This is a genomic window from Peptoclostridium acidaminophilum DSM 3953 (assembly GCF_000597865.1).
GTDB classification, from domain to species: Bacteria; Bacillota; Clostridia; order Peptostreptococcales; family Peptostreptococcaceae; genus Peptoclostridium_A; species Peptoclostridium_A acidaminophilum.
In genome coordinates, this window is record NZ_CP007452.1 from 1,123,207 (window position 1) to 1,137,926 (window position 14,720).

General features: G+C 44.0%; 17 protein-coding genes, 1 tRNA gene and 1 pseudogene. 18 read left to right on the forward strand and 1 reads right to left on the reverse strand.

Annotated elements, in window-relative coordinates; genetic code table 11:
* From EAL2_RS05585 to EAL2_RS05650, 15 genes and pseudogenes are all read left to right on the forward strand, one after another.
* Nucleotides 1-426: a DUF2577 family protein gene (locus EAL2_RS05585; RefSeq protein ID WP_025435420.1), complete on the forward strand. Its 426-nt coding sequence runs from the start codon at nucleotides 1-3 to the stop codon at nucleotides 424-426.
* Complete coding sequence (locus EAL2_RS05590) at nucleotides 419-844, forward strand: DUF2634 domain-containing protein (protein WP_025435421.1); 426 nt, start codon at nucleotides 419-421, stop codon at nucleotides 842-844. Before EAL2_RS05585 ends, EAL2_RS05590 begins: the two co-directional genes overlap by 8 nt.
* Nucleotides 837-1,877, forward strand: coding sequence for a baseplate J/gp47 family protein (locus EAL2_RS05595; RefSeq protein ID WP_025435422.1), 1,041 nt, complete (start codon nucleotides 837-839; stop codon nucleotides 1,875-1,877). The genes EAL2_RS05590 and EAL2_RS05595 overlap by 8 nt, the downstream gene beginning before the upstream one ends.
* Nucleotides 1,878-2,669: a putative phage tail protein gene (locus EAL2_RS05600; protein WP_025435423.1), complete on the forward strand. Its 792-nt coding sequence runs from the start codon at nucleotides 1,878-1,880 to the stop codon at nucleotides 2,667-2,669.
* Nucleotides 2,670-2,678: 9 nt separating this feature from the next.
* Nucleotides 2,679-2,852, forward strand: coding sequence for a hypothetical protein (locus EAL2_RS15480; protein ID WP_158408897.1), 174 nt, complete (start codon nucleotides 2,679-2,681; stop codon nucleotides 2,850-2,852).
* Nucleotides 2,853-2,867: 15 nt separating this feature from the next.
* Nucleotides 2,868-3,794 (forward strand): Ig-like domain-containing protein, encoded by a 927-nt coding sequence (locus tag EAL2_RS05605; protein WP_025435424.1) that lies wholly within the window; start codon nucleotides 2,868-2,870, stop codon nucleotides 3,792-3,794.
* An 11-nt stretch (nucleotides 3,795-3,805) separates the two neighbouring features.
* The gene (locus EAL2_RS05610; RefSeq protein ID WP_025435425.1) at nucleotides 3,806-4,726 is read left to right on the forward strand and encodes a hypothetical protein; all 921 of its coding nucleotides are present in this window, start codon (nucleotides 3,806-3,808) and stop codon (nucleotides 4,724-4,726) included.
* A gap of 16 nt (nucleotides 4,727-4,742) precedes the next feature.
* Entirely contained in the window at nucleotides 4,743-5,117 is a 375-nt protein-coding gene (locus tag EAL2_RS05615; protein WP_025435426.1) for a hypothetical protein, read from the forward strand.
* Nucleotides 5,118-5,128: 11 nt separating this feature from the next.
* Nucleotides 5,129-5,296 (forward strand): hypothetical protein, encoded by a 168-nt coding sequence (locus tag EAL2_RS15485; protein ID WP_158408898.1) that lies wholly within the window; start codon nucleotides 5,129-5,131, stop codon nucleotides 5,294-5,296.
* A 42-nt stretch (nucleotides 5,297-5,338) separates the two neighbouring features.
* Nucleotides 5,339-6,217, forward strand: coding sequence for a stalk domain-containing protein (locus tag EAL2_RS15710; RefSeq protein ID WP_025435427.1), 879 nt, complete (start codon nucleotides 5,339-5,341; stop codon nucleotides 6,215-6,217).
* 16 nt (nucleotides 6,218-6,233) lie between these two features.
* Nucleotides 6,234-6,509: a BhlA/UviB family holin-like peptide gene (locus EAL2_RS05625; RefSeq protein WP_025435428.1), complete on the forward strand. Its 276-nt coding sequence runs from the start codon at nucleotides 6,234-6,236 to the stop codon at nucleotides 6,507-6,509.
* Nucleotides 6,510-6,522: 13 nt separating this feature from the next.
* The gene (locus EAL2_RS05630) at nucleotides 6,523-6,945 is read left to right on the forward strand and encodes a peptidoglycan recognition protein family protein (protein ID WP_025435429.1); all 423 of its coding nucleotides are present in this window, start codon (nucleotides 6,523-6,525) and stop codon (nucleotides 6,943-6,945) included.
* A gap of 60 nt (nucleotides 6,946-7,005) precedes the next feature.
* Nucleotides 7,006-8,567: pseudogene (locus tag EAL2_RS05640) on the forward strand (IS3 family transposase).
* 294 nt (nucleotides 8,568-8,861) lie between these two features.
* Nucleotides 8,862-9,209 carry a hypothetical protein gene (locus EAL2_RS05645; protein ID WP_025435432.1) on the forward strand — a complete coding sequence of 116 codons (348 nt, stop codon included), beginning with the start codon at nucleotides 8,862-8,864 and terminating at the stop codon, nucleotides 9,207-9,209.
* An 87-nt stretch (nucleotides 9,210-9,296) separates the two neighbouring features.
* Nucleotides 9,297-9,977: an RES family NAD+ phosphorylase gene (locus EAL2_RS05650; RefSeq protein WP_025435433.1), complete on the forward strand. Its 681-nt coding sequence runs from the start codon at nucleotides 9,297-9,299 to the stop codon at nucleotides 9,975-9,977.
* A gap of 106 nt (nucleotides 9,978-10,083) precedes the next feature.
* Here the strand turns inward: EAL2_RS05650 and EAL2_RS05655 are convergent.
* Nucleotides 10,084-10,170: transfer RNA gene (locus EAL2_RS05655), tRNA-Leu, on the reverse strand.
* 137 nt (nucleotides 10,171-10,307) lie between these two features.
* Here EAL2_RS05655 and EAL2_RS05660 point away from each other — a divergent pair.
* From EAL2_RS05660 to polA, 3 genes are all read left to right on the forward strand, one after another.
* Complete coding sequence (locus EAL2_RS05660; protein WP_084480963.1) at nucleotides 10,308-11,231, forward strand: DUF4349 domain-containing protein; 924 nt, start codon at nucleotides 10,308-10,310, stop codon at nucleotides 11,229-11,231.
* Nucleotides 11,228-11,926, forward strand: coding sequence for an SIMPL domain-containing protein (locus EAL2_RS05665; RefSeq protein WP_025435435.1), 699 nt, complete (start codon nucleotides 11,228-11,230; stop codon nucleotides 11,924-11,926). The genes EAL2_RS05660 and EAL2_RS05665 overlap by 4 nt, the downstream gene beginning before the upstream one ends.
* Before the next feature lie 141 nt (nucleotides 11,927-12,067).
* On the forward strand, nucleotides 12,068-14,719 hold the full coding sequence (gene polA / locus EAL2_RS05670) for a DNA polymerase I (RefSeq protein ID WP_025435436.1): 2,652 nt from the start codon (nucleotides 12,068-12,070) through the stop codon (nucleotides 14,717-14,719).
* The last annotated feature ends 1 nt before the right edge of the window (nucleotide 14,720 follow it).

Here is a 14,720-nt window from a genome sequence, read left to right on the forward strand (position 1 = left end):
TTGGACAAGAATCCATATTCGCGCCTAGTGGCGCTGGTTAGGGAGCAATCAGAGAAAGGCAATCCGCCTCCGATACGTCTTGGCATCATATCCTTTGCATCAGAGCAGCCTTTTGATATAAGGGTTAAACTGGACGACATTGAAGTGGATAAGGATAATTTGCTCATCTCGGAACACTTGATACAAGGATATAGTAAAAGGCTTGAGAAAATAAGTGTAACAAGCAATACTGGAACTGCAACACTTAAGCTGTCAGAGCCACAGACATATGAAGTTAAAAGTGTTGATATTGACTTTGCAAATGATGGTAGTGGCGAAATAACATACAAGACGGACCTGCAGCAAGGCGATATTGTTGCAGTAATTCCTACCCATGACAGGCAGACATATATTGTCCTATGCAAGGTGGTGAGCTTAAATGGCTGATATATTTCCATTTCTTGATGTCTTGGAAACAGAGCAAGGAGTAACCCAAGAGCTTGAAATGTTTAGGGAATACGCATTTGATTTTGAAAATGGAGACTTAATATACCAAGACGGCAAGCCGGTAGTTTTAGAAGGCAGCGAGGCCATGAAGGTTTGGATTAAAAAAGCCTTAATCACAAAGCGTTATAGACATATCATCTACAGCTGGAGCTATGGGAATGAGTTTGAAAATCTTATAGGTTCAACATATTCCAGAGGAGCTGTCGAATCAGAAGCGAAAAGATATCTTCAAGAGTGTCTTATGAGCAATCCATGGATACTTGCAATAAGAGATGTCGAAGCAACATTTCAGGACGCCATGCTAAGTGTGACAGCTGCAATTGATACTGTGTATGGGGAGGTGAAAATCAGTGTATGAAGACGAAACAGTTGAAATCATATTAAACAGAATGCTTGCCAGGGTGCCTGATACCATCAATAAAAGCGAGGGATCGCTTATATACGATGCTATAGCTCCGGCAGCAGTAGAGCTTGCACAAGCTTATTTGGAGCTTGAAGCGGTCAGCAGGAGCTTTGCGTTGGATACTGCTTCCGGAGATGCCTTGACGGAGCTGTGCTATCAAAATGGTACATTCAGAAAAAGTGCCAAAAGGGCAGTAAGAAAAGGCGTGTTCAATGTTGCGGTTACGATAGGTACAAAATTTATCGGTGGTAATAATATATACGTAGTGCTCAAGAATATAACTGGCTTTGAATACGAACTTGAATGCGAAGATGCAGGGGAAATTGGCAATTCATATATTGGCAGCATCACTCCAGTTGAATATATTGAAGGGCTAACAAGCGCAATGCTTACGTCAGTGCTTATCCCAGGAGCCGAAGAAGAGACAGACGACCAACTAAGGGAAAGACATAGACAAAAGATAACAAGTCCTCCGCAGGATGGCAATGTGGCGCAGTACAAAGCATGGGCCGAAGCCAATGAAAATATTGGTGTGGCAAAAGTATTCCCACTATGGAATGGCGGGAACACTGTAAAAGTGGCAATAACAAACCGTTTGTACCAAGTCGCTGAAGCATCACTTGTCAGTGAGTTTCAAAATTACTTAGACCCAGGCAGTGCAGGTCTTGGTAATGGAGTTGCTCCTATAGGCACAAAGGTTACGGTGACAGGCGGGACAGCCAAGAACATTGACGTGGTTGGCAATATAATTCTAACTGAGGGATACACTGAGCCTGAGGGTGTAGCCGACATCATACGTGATTACTTTGCGAGCATAACGTTTGTTAAGGATAGCGTGAACTACATCAGAGTGGCCTCAGCTGTAATTGATGCACCCAGCATAGCGAGTCTTAGCAATTTCACCGTCAATGGAGGAACTGTTGATGTTCCGTTGGTAGGCGAAGAGATCCCAGTACTCAATAGCTTAAGTCTTACGGTGGTGAGCTAGATGATTGATTATATCAAGTATACGGTCAATGAAAAGTCATATTATCTAACCAACAATGGCGACGGAACATGGAGCAAGGAGCTTAACGCGCCGGATGTCAGCGGGCTATACAATATGTTACTTGAAATAAGCGAGAACGGTATCAAGACGCATATCGACAGCAGCGACCCAAGATATTATCTTTACCTTAATGTCATTAATGAAGTCGAAAGAAGAGTTGATCTAATAAAATATTTGCCCAATTTCCTGCAGAATGTTTCGAACTTCAAATCTATTTTTGACACTGAAAACATTGAGTTGGACAATCTATATGGCAGGATTAAAGAAATTGCTCTTGATGCTTTCATCCGGACAGCAAGTATAGACCGCATCACAAGGCTGGAAACATTCTTGGGTTTCAAGGGCATTGGCACACTAGAGCAAAGGAGGCTCTACCTGCTGGCTCTTACGAAGAAGGAGAACAAGCTCAACGAAGCTCTGATAAAAGAGATTGTTCGCACCATAACAGGCAGTGACTGCGAAATTATATTCTGGGGAGAATCCGAGACGGGGAATCCCCAACGAGGCACAAGCTTGCTGCAGGTGAAAGTATTCAGCCCTGATGGTGAAATAGACTACAGGTATGCTGACATACAGCGCATCTTGAAACCTCTTACGCCAGCTCATGTGACGCTTGTTGTCATGAAATACTTTGCAACATGGGAGGATGTAAAAAGCAACTACGCAAGCTGGAATACAATATATGCTATGCAGGATTGGAACGAGCTGAAGAATTACATCCCGCCGCAGTAGAGGTGAGCTATGATTAAAATAATTAACGTGCAGCTAAGTCCAAACGTGGCCACAGTAGGGCAAAGCGTAAAGGTTGAAGTAGAGGTAACTGAAAACACATGGGCTTATGTAAAAAGCAGTTTTGCCGACTGGAACGAAATCAAGACCACAAAGCAAGACTGGAACGCAATTAAAACCATATAGAAACGGAGGGAGAATATGGCCGTTGATACAATTAAAGTGCTGATTAATGGAACCTGGACTACGCTGACCAAGAATGTGAGTACAGGAAAGTATGAAGGCACTATAGCAGCACCTAATATAACAAGCTACAACGTCAATGGAGGGCATTACTATCCAGTGACAGTGGAAGCCAAGGACCTAGCCGGGAACGTAACGACAAAGGACGATACAGACGCAACACTTGGAGCAAGCTGCAAGCTCTATGTAAAAGAAGTAACAAAGCCTACTATTTCGATAAGTTCTCCAGCTTCAGGTGCATATGTAATAAACAACAAGCAGCCAATAGTATTCAGTCTCAGGGACGAAGCTAATGGATCCGGCGTCAAGATAAGCTCATTGAGTCTGAAAATAGACTCGACAACATTCACAAATACGAGCCCCGGGATGAGCATAACAGCAGTTTCAGGTGGCTATGATGTTACCTATACACCTCAGACAGCTCTTTCGGATGGAGCACATACGATAACATTAAATGTCCAGGACAATGACGGCAACGCCGCAACTCAGGTTTCAAGGTCGTACACTGTCGATACAGTACCGCCAACGCTCAACATATCGAACCCTGCAACTGATACAGTCTATGTCAACAATGCTGCTTTCAGCATAGCTGGAACCACAAATGATGCAACATCGAGTCCGGTGACAGTGACGGTGAAAAAAGGCGGAGTTGACCAGGGAGCCGTGACAGTCAATGGCGATGGCAGCTTCAGCAAAGCCATAACGCTGACGGAAGGAACAAACGCCATAGTAGTAAGAGCTACTGATGCTGCAGGAAAGTACACAGAGGTATCAAGGACAATCGTACTCGACACTGTTGCACCTGTAATCACAAGCATTACGATAGCACCAAACCCAGTGAATGTCGGCAACAGCTACGTAATCACTGTTGAAGCGACTGACTAAGGAGGGATAACATGCAGACAACAACTAATTATGCTATGAAGAAAATAGATCTTACTGACAGCCCACCGGACATCACGGCGCTCAATGGCAACTTCGACACAATAGACGAAGAGCTCAAGAATCATGATGATTTAATAGCAAATATGCCTAAATATCAAACAGCCGGTGGAACAGCAACGGCAATCATACTTACAGACTTTTCCTTAGTGGATGGATTTTCAAAAAATTTCATTATTAACACTAGCAATAATGGAGTTGCAACAACAATAAACGGAAAGCCTCTATATAAGCCTGGTACAACAGCTGCTCCTAAACTAACTGCCGGTAAAGCGGCTACGGTATGGTACAACGCTGCAGGCGATTGTTTTTTTATCAAAGCTAGCGCAGAAGGAGATGCTGTCGTTGGAGATGTGCTAGCAGGAAAGATTTTCAGCAACGACGATGACACAGGTCTTGTGGGAACGCTGTCGCTGACAGGGAACGCGACAGCCGCCCAAGTAAAAAGCGGATATACGTTCTATAATACAGATGCAAAGACCAAGCTGACAGGAACAAACACAGACAAGAAATTCGCGTCAGGAACGGGTACTGTTTCATCTGGTTTACTCGAATTTACACTTACAAACGGAACGGCAACGTATTCGTCATATTATGTTGAGGTTACAGGTTTGAGCTTTTTACCGTCAACAATAGTCATAATTGCCGATTCTGGAAGTTCGGAAGAAAATGTCACGGTTTTCAGGGCGTCGGGGGCAACGGTATCAAATTCAGCTTTTTTTGCAAGATATTCGGCGTCCGGCTTATACACGGACAAGAAAACAGCCATAGCAAAAGGAAAGACAGCGCCAGCCTATGTAACGTCCAGCGGATTTTTATTGCCTTTGATGTGGGCACTAAGTGGATCCACTTTCAGTTGGTACGCCGTCGAATAAAAAAAGGAGGCCGAAAATGCAACATATAGGGAGGAAAATATATTACGACAAGGCAACGGGAAATATAATACTCGACACGGGCGAGAGAACAGGATCAGTCATTTCAACTACGATAGATCAGGATGTCACATCCTATGTGACACTTTCATCAAGGAACAGAGATTCATTCGATGTTATTGAATTAGAGTATGGTGAGTACGTCAATGATTTTATGTCATGTAATGGATACAGAGTCAATCCAGAAACCAAGGCTATAGAATTTTCATACCAAGACCCTGACACACCGGAGACTCCTCCCGTGTATCAGCAACCGCTGAGCGAACAAATGGCAGAGCTTAAAGCAAGGCAGTCTGCAACAGAAATCGCAATCGCGCAAATGCTCGGAATGTAGGAGGTGATAAAATGCCCGCATGGAAAAAGATTATATTTGTGAATGCGATTAAAGCTAGGATGGAGCAAGAAAACAGAGTGGCGGAGGACATAGTCGATGAATATACAAAGCTGTCTGAACCAGAGAAAACCGAGATACTAGCAGAAATCAATATTTTAGAGGATACTATTGCACAATAACTCAGGGAGCCGAAAGGCTCCTTTTCTATTGGAGGTGAAATTGTGGATGTAAGAATTGTACTTGAGAAACTGAACATCAGCAAATGGCATAAGCAAGGCATCACAGGAAAAGGCACAAAAGTTGCCATCATTGGCTTTGAAGCCGGAGCACATCATAATGGCGCATGGCTAATCAAGCAAGCAGCTCCTGATGCAGAGGTCCGAGAAATCAACGTAATGAAAGGCGGTATGAGCTTTGAGCAAGCTTTCAAAGAGTGCATAGCCTGGAGGGCAGATGTAGTATGCTGCAGCCTCAGAAAAAGCACATGGAGTGCAGAGCAAGAAATGCTTTCGAAAACTCTCTATGACCAAGGCTGCATAATGATAGATAGCTCAGACAATGAAGGTGACCCTATAGATGCATGGCCAGCGCTGTCTCCATACTGGTTTGTCGTGGGTGCTTATAATGTTAAGTGGAATGAAGCAGAAGGCTACAGTTCATACGGCCCTAAGCTGGACTTCCTTGGATACACAAGCCTGGATTGCCCAAACAAATATGGCAACATGGTTCCTATCACTCACACATCTGGAGCTACGCAGATACCTTCAGGGATGGCCGCACTTCTCAAAGAGTCGCACAACATCACACCGGACGGCTTCAAGGAGTTTATATCGGAAAACAGCAGGGACATAGGGACAGCAGGAAAAGATGAGAAGAACGGATGGGGGTTATTGATGATGCCAGAAAAAGTATATGCGAATAAAATCGAACTGACTATAGGAAAGCAAATGGCGACGGTCAACAGCAAGACGGTAACTCTTGATGCGCCTCCATTAATATTGAATGACAGGACCATGGTGCCTATTCGCTTCGTAGCTGAGGCTCTTGGATGTAAAGTTGGTTGGGACGAAACAACACAGAAAGTCACTATAGAAAAATAGGGGAGGGGTACATAGTATGGAGTCAAAAATATTTGAAATGGCAACTCAACAAGGGCTTACAGCTGTACTATTTGTTGTTTTACTATGGCATACACTCAAGACGTCAAATGAGCGAGAATTGCGACTACAGCGAGTTATTGATAATAACCAAATAGTAATCGACAACAACCAGAAAATTATGGCTGATATGGTCTCAAGACTCGATAAGTTAGACTCTATAGAAGATGCTGTCGATGAAATCAAAACCACATTGACAGTTGCCACTACAACAGCAGCTACTAGATTACCGTAGGAGGCGTTTGAATATGAACTACATAATAGATCATATACCAAAATCTAAATCTAAAAGGCCGGGGACGAAAATGTCCCCGCTTTACATCACCATTCATAATACCGGTAATCCGAAATCGACCGCCAGAAACGAGAGGAACTACCTGACGAATCCCAATAACACTGGGTCGGCTTCCTTTCACATTGTAGTAGATGAAAAAGAAATTATCGAAGCAATACCACTCGATGAAGTTGCATATCACTCAGGGAACTCTGGCGGAAACAAAATGTCAATCGGCATCGAAATATGCGAAAGTGGAAATCAGGCCAAGGTAATCGAAAATGCGACTGAGCTAATAGCAAAAATGCTCTTTGATAGGGACTGGGAGACTGGCAGGCTCAAAACTCACAAATATTGGAGTGGTAAAAATTGTCCGAGGCCCTATGTGTTAGCATAGTTGTCATAAACATCTTTTAAATGTAAAGTAGTGTTATAACTAAATTTACGGAGGATGATTATGGCTCACTATAGTAAAGAATTTAAAGAATCTATTATAAAAAGAATGATGCCCCCAAACAGCGAAACAATAGCTTCGATTGCCAGAGAAACCGGCTTATCGGAAAATACACTGCATATGTGGAAGCGTAAAGCTCGTGCCAACGGATTTGCAGTTACAGCCGGCGAAGAAGAATCCGAAAAATGGACAACTCAGGACAAATTCCTCATGGTTATTGAAACCGCAGCCTTGAGCGAAATTGAGCTTGCAGAGTATTGCCGAAGCAAAGGGCTTTTCGTCGAACAAGTGCAAGCTTGGCGTGATGCGTGTATGCAGGCTAACGGAGGCGTTGCGCAGGAAGCCGCAAAGCTGCAGCGTTCCAACAAGGAAAAAGATAAAGAAATTAAAAAGCTTACATCAGAGCTCAAAAGAAAAGAAGCCGCCCTTGCTGAAACTGCTGCGCTTATAGTTCTTAGAAAAAAGGCCCGAGCGATCTGGGGGGAAAACGAGGACGAATGATCAGTGCCCAAGATCGCGCTATAGCAATAGAACTGATTGAAGAAGCAACAGCAAACGGAGCAAGAGAACACAAGGCCTGTGAGGTTATTGGAATTAGCCACAGAACTTTATTTAGGTGGAGAAGCGACATAACCCCAAACGAAGACCAAAGACCTCATGCAAAGCGTCCCACGCCCCATAACAAGCTTACTGAAGATGAGCAAGCAAAGGTCATAGAAACAGTAAATCAGCCAGAATTCAAAAGCCTGCCGCCAAGCCAGATAGTTCCAAGGCTTGCTGACAAAGGCCTATACATCGCATCAGAATCAACCATGTATCGCGTACTAAAACAACACAACATGCAACACCACAGAGGCAAGGCTAAAAAACCATCAAGCCGATCTATTTCAACACATAGCGCTGATGGGCCCAACCAGGTATGGATGTGGGACATAACATACCTTCCAGCTGATGTTAAAGGGTTCTATTACTACCTGTACATGATACTAGATCTCTTCAGCCGGAAAATTGTTGGATGGGAAGTATGGCCTGTTGAAAGTGCTGAAAATGCCAGTATTCTTGTCCGCAGGGCCATTATGGCTGAACGACGAACACTTTCAGGTGTGCCGCTAGTTTTGCACTCTGATAATGGCAGCCCAATGAAGGGAGCTTCTCTGCTTGAAACACTGTATCAGCTAGGAATAATTCCATCTAGAAGCAGAGCTCGTGTTAGCAATGACAACGCCTATGCTGAATCCGTATTTAAAACCTGCAAATACAGGCCCGGATTTCCAACCAAAGGTTTTGCAAGTATAATAGCTGCCCGTGAATGGGTATTGGATTTTGTAACATGGTACAATCAAGAACACAGACACAGTGGGCTTAATTTCCTGACCCCAAAACAAAGACATGATGGACAGTCAGAATCAGTATTTTCAAAGCGTAAAGAAGTATACGAAGCTGCTAAAAAAGCTCATCCTGAACGCTGGTCGGGCAGTACACGCAAATGGGAGCTTGATGAACGCGTTTGGCTGAATCCCGAACGAATGTCCCCTAAAAGCGAGGAAGAAGAAAAGCTTTCTTAGCAAATACATATTTCAATAATTTATGACAACTTAATTGACAAACACCGGAGGCTACTGCTTCAAACATGGGACGCGTTTGTAGAAGGTGTCGATAAAAAGCTTGTCGAACTTAGATATGACGCCATAAAGCCTACAAATGCGTCAAAAGCTGAAATCACAGTTTCTGAATTTGCAAAGGATGCAATAGAGTGGGCAAAAGCTAAAAAAGTGTCCGATGGCAGCCGTTTGAGAGAAAATTGCACACGCGAAGAAGTTTTAACGATGATTTACAGGGCGAATAAGGGGGGTAAATAAATGGTAGAGTTTGTGAAGTTACATTTGATAGATTTGCTGTTCGTGCTTGCATTCTTATTTTGCATAGCCACATTATGGCGCAAAGGGAAAAAATACACTGTCAGGAAAGTAATACTTAGCCTGGTAGTCAAAGCCGAAAAAGAACTCGGCAGCGGAACCGGCGAACTGAAATATGCCATGGTGGTCGAGCGGATCTACTACGTGCTGCCATGGATTGTCCGTGTATTTTTCACTAGAGCGGAAATTGACAACATGATAGAGGACGCGGTTGAGCACCTCAAGATGTATTTGTCGGACGAGAGTGAGGGAAAACGAAATCTATTGGGATACGAAGAGGAAGGGGCTTAGGCCCCTTTTTTATTTTTTGTAAATGTGAGTCAAATAATATATACTGAAAGCGACATATACTTTACTTAAAAAAGGGGGTAAAATACAGTGAGTTTCAAAGAAGAATGGGATTATTTTAAAAACGAAGTAATAAACGAAAACAGATTCTTTGCGAAAGTTCCATTTAAAAAAGATTTAGATGATTTAATTTGTAATAGCAAAGTAAGTGTTATAAATTGTGATTTTTACCGTGCGCGAAAAGGTTCATTTAATAAAGAGTTAGATATGCGCGCACCTTCATTTGATAAAGTTAAGGACGATGGGCGATGCAACCCAAAAGGAATTTCATACTTATATACAGCCACAGATGCAAACACAGCCATACATGAAGTGCGTCCTGGTATTAATGATGTAGTAACGGTGGCTAAATTCACAGTGGAAAAGGCATGTTGTGTTGATTTTAATTCGGTAATGATAGACTATAAAGACGGCTTCAGATACACTGAAAAATTTATTGAGTTTACTAAATTTTTAATCAGTGAATTTCAGAAGCCTATCTCGAAATATGAATCATTAGAATATATTCCATTGCAATATATAACTGAGTATATAAAGAAATCAAGCGAACGTGATGGATTTATTTTTAAGAGTAGTTTTCAGACCAAACTAAACAAAGGCAGCAATTATGTGTTTTTTAAAGATAATCCAGAAAAGATTATATATAAAGGAAACGAAAAATATTTAATTACAAATATGAATTTAAACCATGAAAAATTAAACTGTATGTAAAAAGCCAGGTTGCATTGGCTTTTTTCTATGTTTGCAAAATGTTTGCAAAGCCGTAATTTAAGGGTATAAATAAAAAAATCAAGGCCTCAAAAGACCTTGATTCTACTGGTGCCGAAGGCGGGGGTCGAACCCGCACGAGTGTTACCTCTCCGGATTTTGAGTCCGGCGCGTCTGCCAATTCCACCACTTCGGCATGCATGCGACAAACTTGCCACAACAAATATAATAATACAAAACGTCATGTATTTCAATGTTTTTTTATTCTTCTCGGAACTTTTTTGATAGAAAGTGTGTCTACATGAGTATAAAGACTGTATGGATGTTTTGTAAATGCGCACAAAGGAGGTGGGCGGTATGCCAGGCGAGCAGCCGGAAAAGCGAAAGGACAGGCTTAAAAGCATGGCAGATTCCATGGCAAAGAGGGTCGGAGACATTTGGATTTTTGCAGCGGTGCTGGCAGTGATCCTTGTGATTGCAGCGGCGCTCAACTCGGGTGGGCTGCTAGGGCAAAGAAGCCAGATTGATAGCGGTCTGGGAAGCTCGAATGAAGCCTCTCAGGGCATAGCGCAGCAGGACAAGGGAGAAATGCAGGACTCATCATCCATGACACCTGGAGCCTCAGTAGACTTGCAGGGCGTCAAAGTTATAAAAAACGCCTATATGAGCATCAAGACTGAAAATGTAGAGGAGACGCTCTCAAAGGCCGTGTTCTACGCCCGCAGCAAGAGTGGGTATGTTGAAAATTCCCAGTACTTCAAGAACACGAGCGAGGCTTATGCCAACATAAGGATACCATCAGGAGAGCTTGACGCGGCTCTGGCATACTTTGAAAAGCTGGGCAGGGTTGAGGAGAAGTCGCTGAGCGAGGCCGACATAAGCAGGCAGTACAAGGACCTTGCCACCCGGATTGAAAACCTCAAGGCCGAGGAGCAACAGCTGCGGATGCTGTTTGATAAGGCGATGCAGATAAGCGACATGCTGGAGATTGAAAGGGAGCTCTTCAGGATAAGGCAGGAGATAGAGCTCAACACATCGTATCTGCAGGGGTACGACAAGGACGTAGCCTATTCTGTGGTCAGCCTGAGGATATACTCCGAAAAGGACAAGATGTGGGACTACCTTGTCGAGAAGTTTAAAGGCGCCTTTGAAGATTCGCTTTATCTGCTGATACTCATTGTGGCGTATGTGCCTTATGTTGCACTGGCTTATATTGTGTATATAATCATTAAAAAAACAAGGAGGAGAGGACAATGAAAAGAATCTTAGCAACTGTAATTATGGCGGTACTTATGATGAGCAGTTTCACATTTGCACAGGAAGGGACCAGTTCAAGAACAATTGGCGTCACAGGCGAAGGCGAGGTGAGCGTTGTTCCAAACCAGGCGGTCATAACCTTCAGCGTGGACACTGTGAACATGGACGCCAGGAAGGTTGTCGACGAGAACAATGCGATAGTCAACAAGTTCAAGGCGGATATCATAAAGCTTGGAGTGAAGGAGTCGAACATAAAGACTACTTCCTACAATTTCTTCAAAGACTATGATTACGATTCACAAACCAACAAGCAGGTGTTCAAGGGCTACAGGCTTGTAAACGCGTTTGAAGTAAAAGTTGAGAACATACAGATGGTGGGCGATGTGCTCAACAAGGCTGTTGAGGACGGAATTACAGGCATGAGCAATGTTGCTTTCTCGGTGCTCGAAAAGGACAAGTACTATGCGGAGGCCCTAAAAAAAGCTGTTGCCAACGGCAAGGCCAAGGCGGATGCCATAGCGCAAGGGCTTGGCACTACAGTTAAGGAGTCGCTCAAGGTTACCGAGGTCAGTGCAAGCTATCCTGTCACATATCCTGTGATGATGCTGGAAAAATCAGCGGCAGATGCTGGAACGGCGATATCACAGGGCGAGCTTACAATAAAAGCTATTGTTTCGATGGAATATTCTTATTAGACTAAAGGTTATTTGTACTCTAAAAGTGCAAGGTCTTGATCTTGAAAATAGATTAAGACCTTGCACTTGTTTTGTTATATAATAGAATCGAGCTTTTACGCATTGCAGTTGTTAAATACAGAAATATCGGGAGCTGATAATATGAGCAAAAGACTTGTTATAATAGATGGAAACAGCCTTGTGAACAGGGCGTTCTATGCCTTGCCGGAGCTTATGACAAAGGACGGGCGCCACACAAATGCAATATATGGATTCACAACAATGCTCTTCAAGCTGCTTGAAAACTACGCGCCTACGCATATAAGCGTAGCATTCGACCTCAAGGCGCCGACTTTCAGGCACACGGAGTACGGCGACTACAAGGCGCACAGGAAGGGCATGCCAAACGAGCTCAGGGAGCAGATGGAACCGCTCAAGCGCCTGATAGATGCCATGAAGATTCACAGGCTCGAGCTGGAAGGCTTCGAGGCAGACGACATAATAGGCACGGTTTCCAAGGAGGCTGAGGCCGAGGGTTTTGAAGTCCTAATAGTTACGGGAGACAAGGATGCGCTTCAGCTTACATCCGACAAGATAAGGGTGCTCATAACTAAAAAGGGAATTTCAGAGCTTGAGGAGTATGACGCAGACAGGATAATTGCAGATTACGGTCTTGCGCCGCTGCAGTTGATAGACCTCAAGGGCCTAATGGGAGACAAGTCCGACAATATTCCTGGAGTGCCGGGAATAGGCGAAAAGACGGGAATAAAGCTCGTTAAGGAATTCGGCAGCCTGGAAAACCTCCTGAACAATCTTGAAGAAGTGAAGGGAAGCATAAGGCAAAAGATTGAGGAGAATGTCCAGATGGCCATGGTCAGCAAGCGGCTGGCGACAATAGTTACGCACATGCCTATCGAAATAGAGTTTGACTCTTTGCTGCTTGAGGATTTCGACTTTAAAGAGGTGTCCATGATGTTTGCGGACTTTGAGTTCACAAGCCTGATAAAAAAGCTCGGAGCCGGCCATCATACAGAGCAGCCGGAAACTGAAATCAAGTCTGAGAATCTAAAGTTGGATATGGACAGTCTGCCTGCTCTTTTAGAGCAGATAAGCGGTCAGGGGCACATGTATTTCAAGTGCATCTCAAAAAAAGGCAACATAGTCGACAAAAATATTGTATTGCTTTCACTCACAGCGGACGGCTCGAAGGTATACCATACGGGAGACGAGGCGCTCATAGAAAGGCTAGGCGGATTGCTTGAATCGGAGGAAGTCAAAAAATACGGATACAACCTCAAGGAGGAGTATGTGGCGCTTAGGCCTTATGGCATAAACCTAAAGGGCATGGCATTTGACATTGAGGTTGCCGAGTACCTTATAGATTCGGCCGGCTCGAACTACTCGCATGAAAGCATAGCAGGCAAATACCTGAGCGGGACGCTTAGATCGCAGGAGGAGCTTCTCGGCAAGGGCAAGACTCTAAGGAGCGCAGAGGCTGTCGATGAAGCAGAGCTTAGGGAGTATACAGGCGGCATACTAAGCATGTGCGCCCAGGTCAAACCACTGCAGGAGAAAAAGATAGTAGAATGCGGCATGGAGAGGCTGCTCTACGAAGTGGAAATGCCGCTTGTGGAGGTTCTTGGCAGCATGGAATACGAGGGAATTCTGGTAGACCAGAATATACTCATGCAGCTCAGGGAGGAGTTTTCGCTTACTATAGCAAAGCTGGAAGAGGATATACACAGGTTTGCGGGTGAGGAGTTCAACATAAATTCGCCAAAGCAGCTTGGAGTTATACTCTTTGAAAAGCTTAATCTGCCGGTTGTAAAAAAGACAAAGACAGGTTATTCCACCGATGCACAGGTGCTGGAAAAGCTCAGCGGCATGCACGAAATAATAGACCTTATAACCGAATACAGGCAGCTTGTGAAGCTCAAGTCCACGTATGTGGACGGCCTTTTGGGCATTGTAAACGGGAAGACTGGAAGGGTCCACTCCACCTTCAACCAAACAATAACAACCACGGGAAGGATATCCTCCACAGAGCCCAACATGCAAAACATTCCTGTCAGGCTGGAGGTTGGAAGGAAGCTAAGAAGGGTGTTTGTGGCTAAGGAGGGATGTCTGTTTGCGGATGCGGACTATTCTCAGATAGAGCTCAGGATAATGGCTCACATATGCGACGATGAAAAGCTTAAGGACGCCTTTATGAAGGGACAGGATGTGCACACAAGAACAGCATCTGAGGTCTTTGGAGTTCCAATAGAAGAGGTTGACAAGACGATGAGAAATGCGGCCAAGGCCGTGAACTTTGGCATAATATACGGGATAAGCGATTTTGGGCTTTCAAAGAACCTGAACATCCCTGTGAAGGAAGCCAAGACATATATAGACAGCTACCTGAGCAGGTATAGTGGAGTCAAGCAGTATATGGAGAGTATAGTGGAATACGCTCTTGAGAACGGCTACGTGAGCACATTGCTCAACAGGAGAAGGTACATTCCCGAAGTGAAATCAAACAACGCCATCATAAAAAATTTGGGAAAAAGGCTGGCAATGAATACCCCGATACAGGGAAGCGCGGCAGACGTAATAAAGATTGCCATGGTAAATGTGTTCAGGAGGCTAAAGGCGGAAGGCCTCAATTCAAAGCTCATACTCCAGGTGCATGACGAACTCATAGTAGAAGCATATGAAAATGAGCAGTCAAAGGTGGAAGCGATACTCAGGGAAGAAATGGAGAATGCCATGAAGCTCAGTGTGCCGCTAGATGTTGACCTTAGCAGCGGCAAGTCCTGGTACGATACAAAATAAC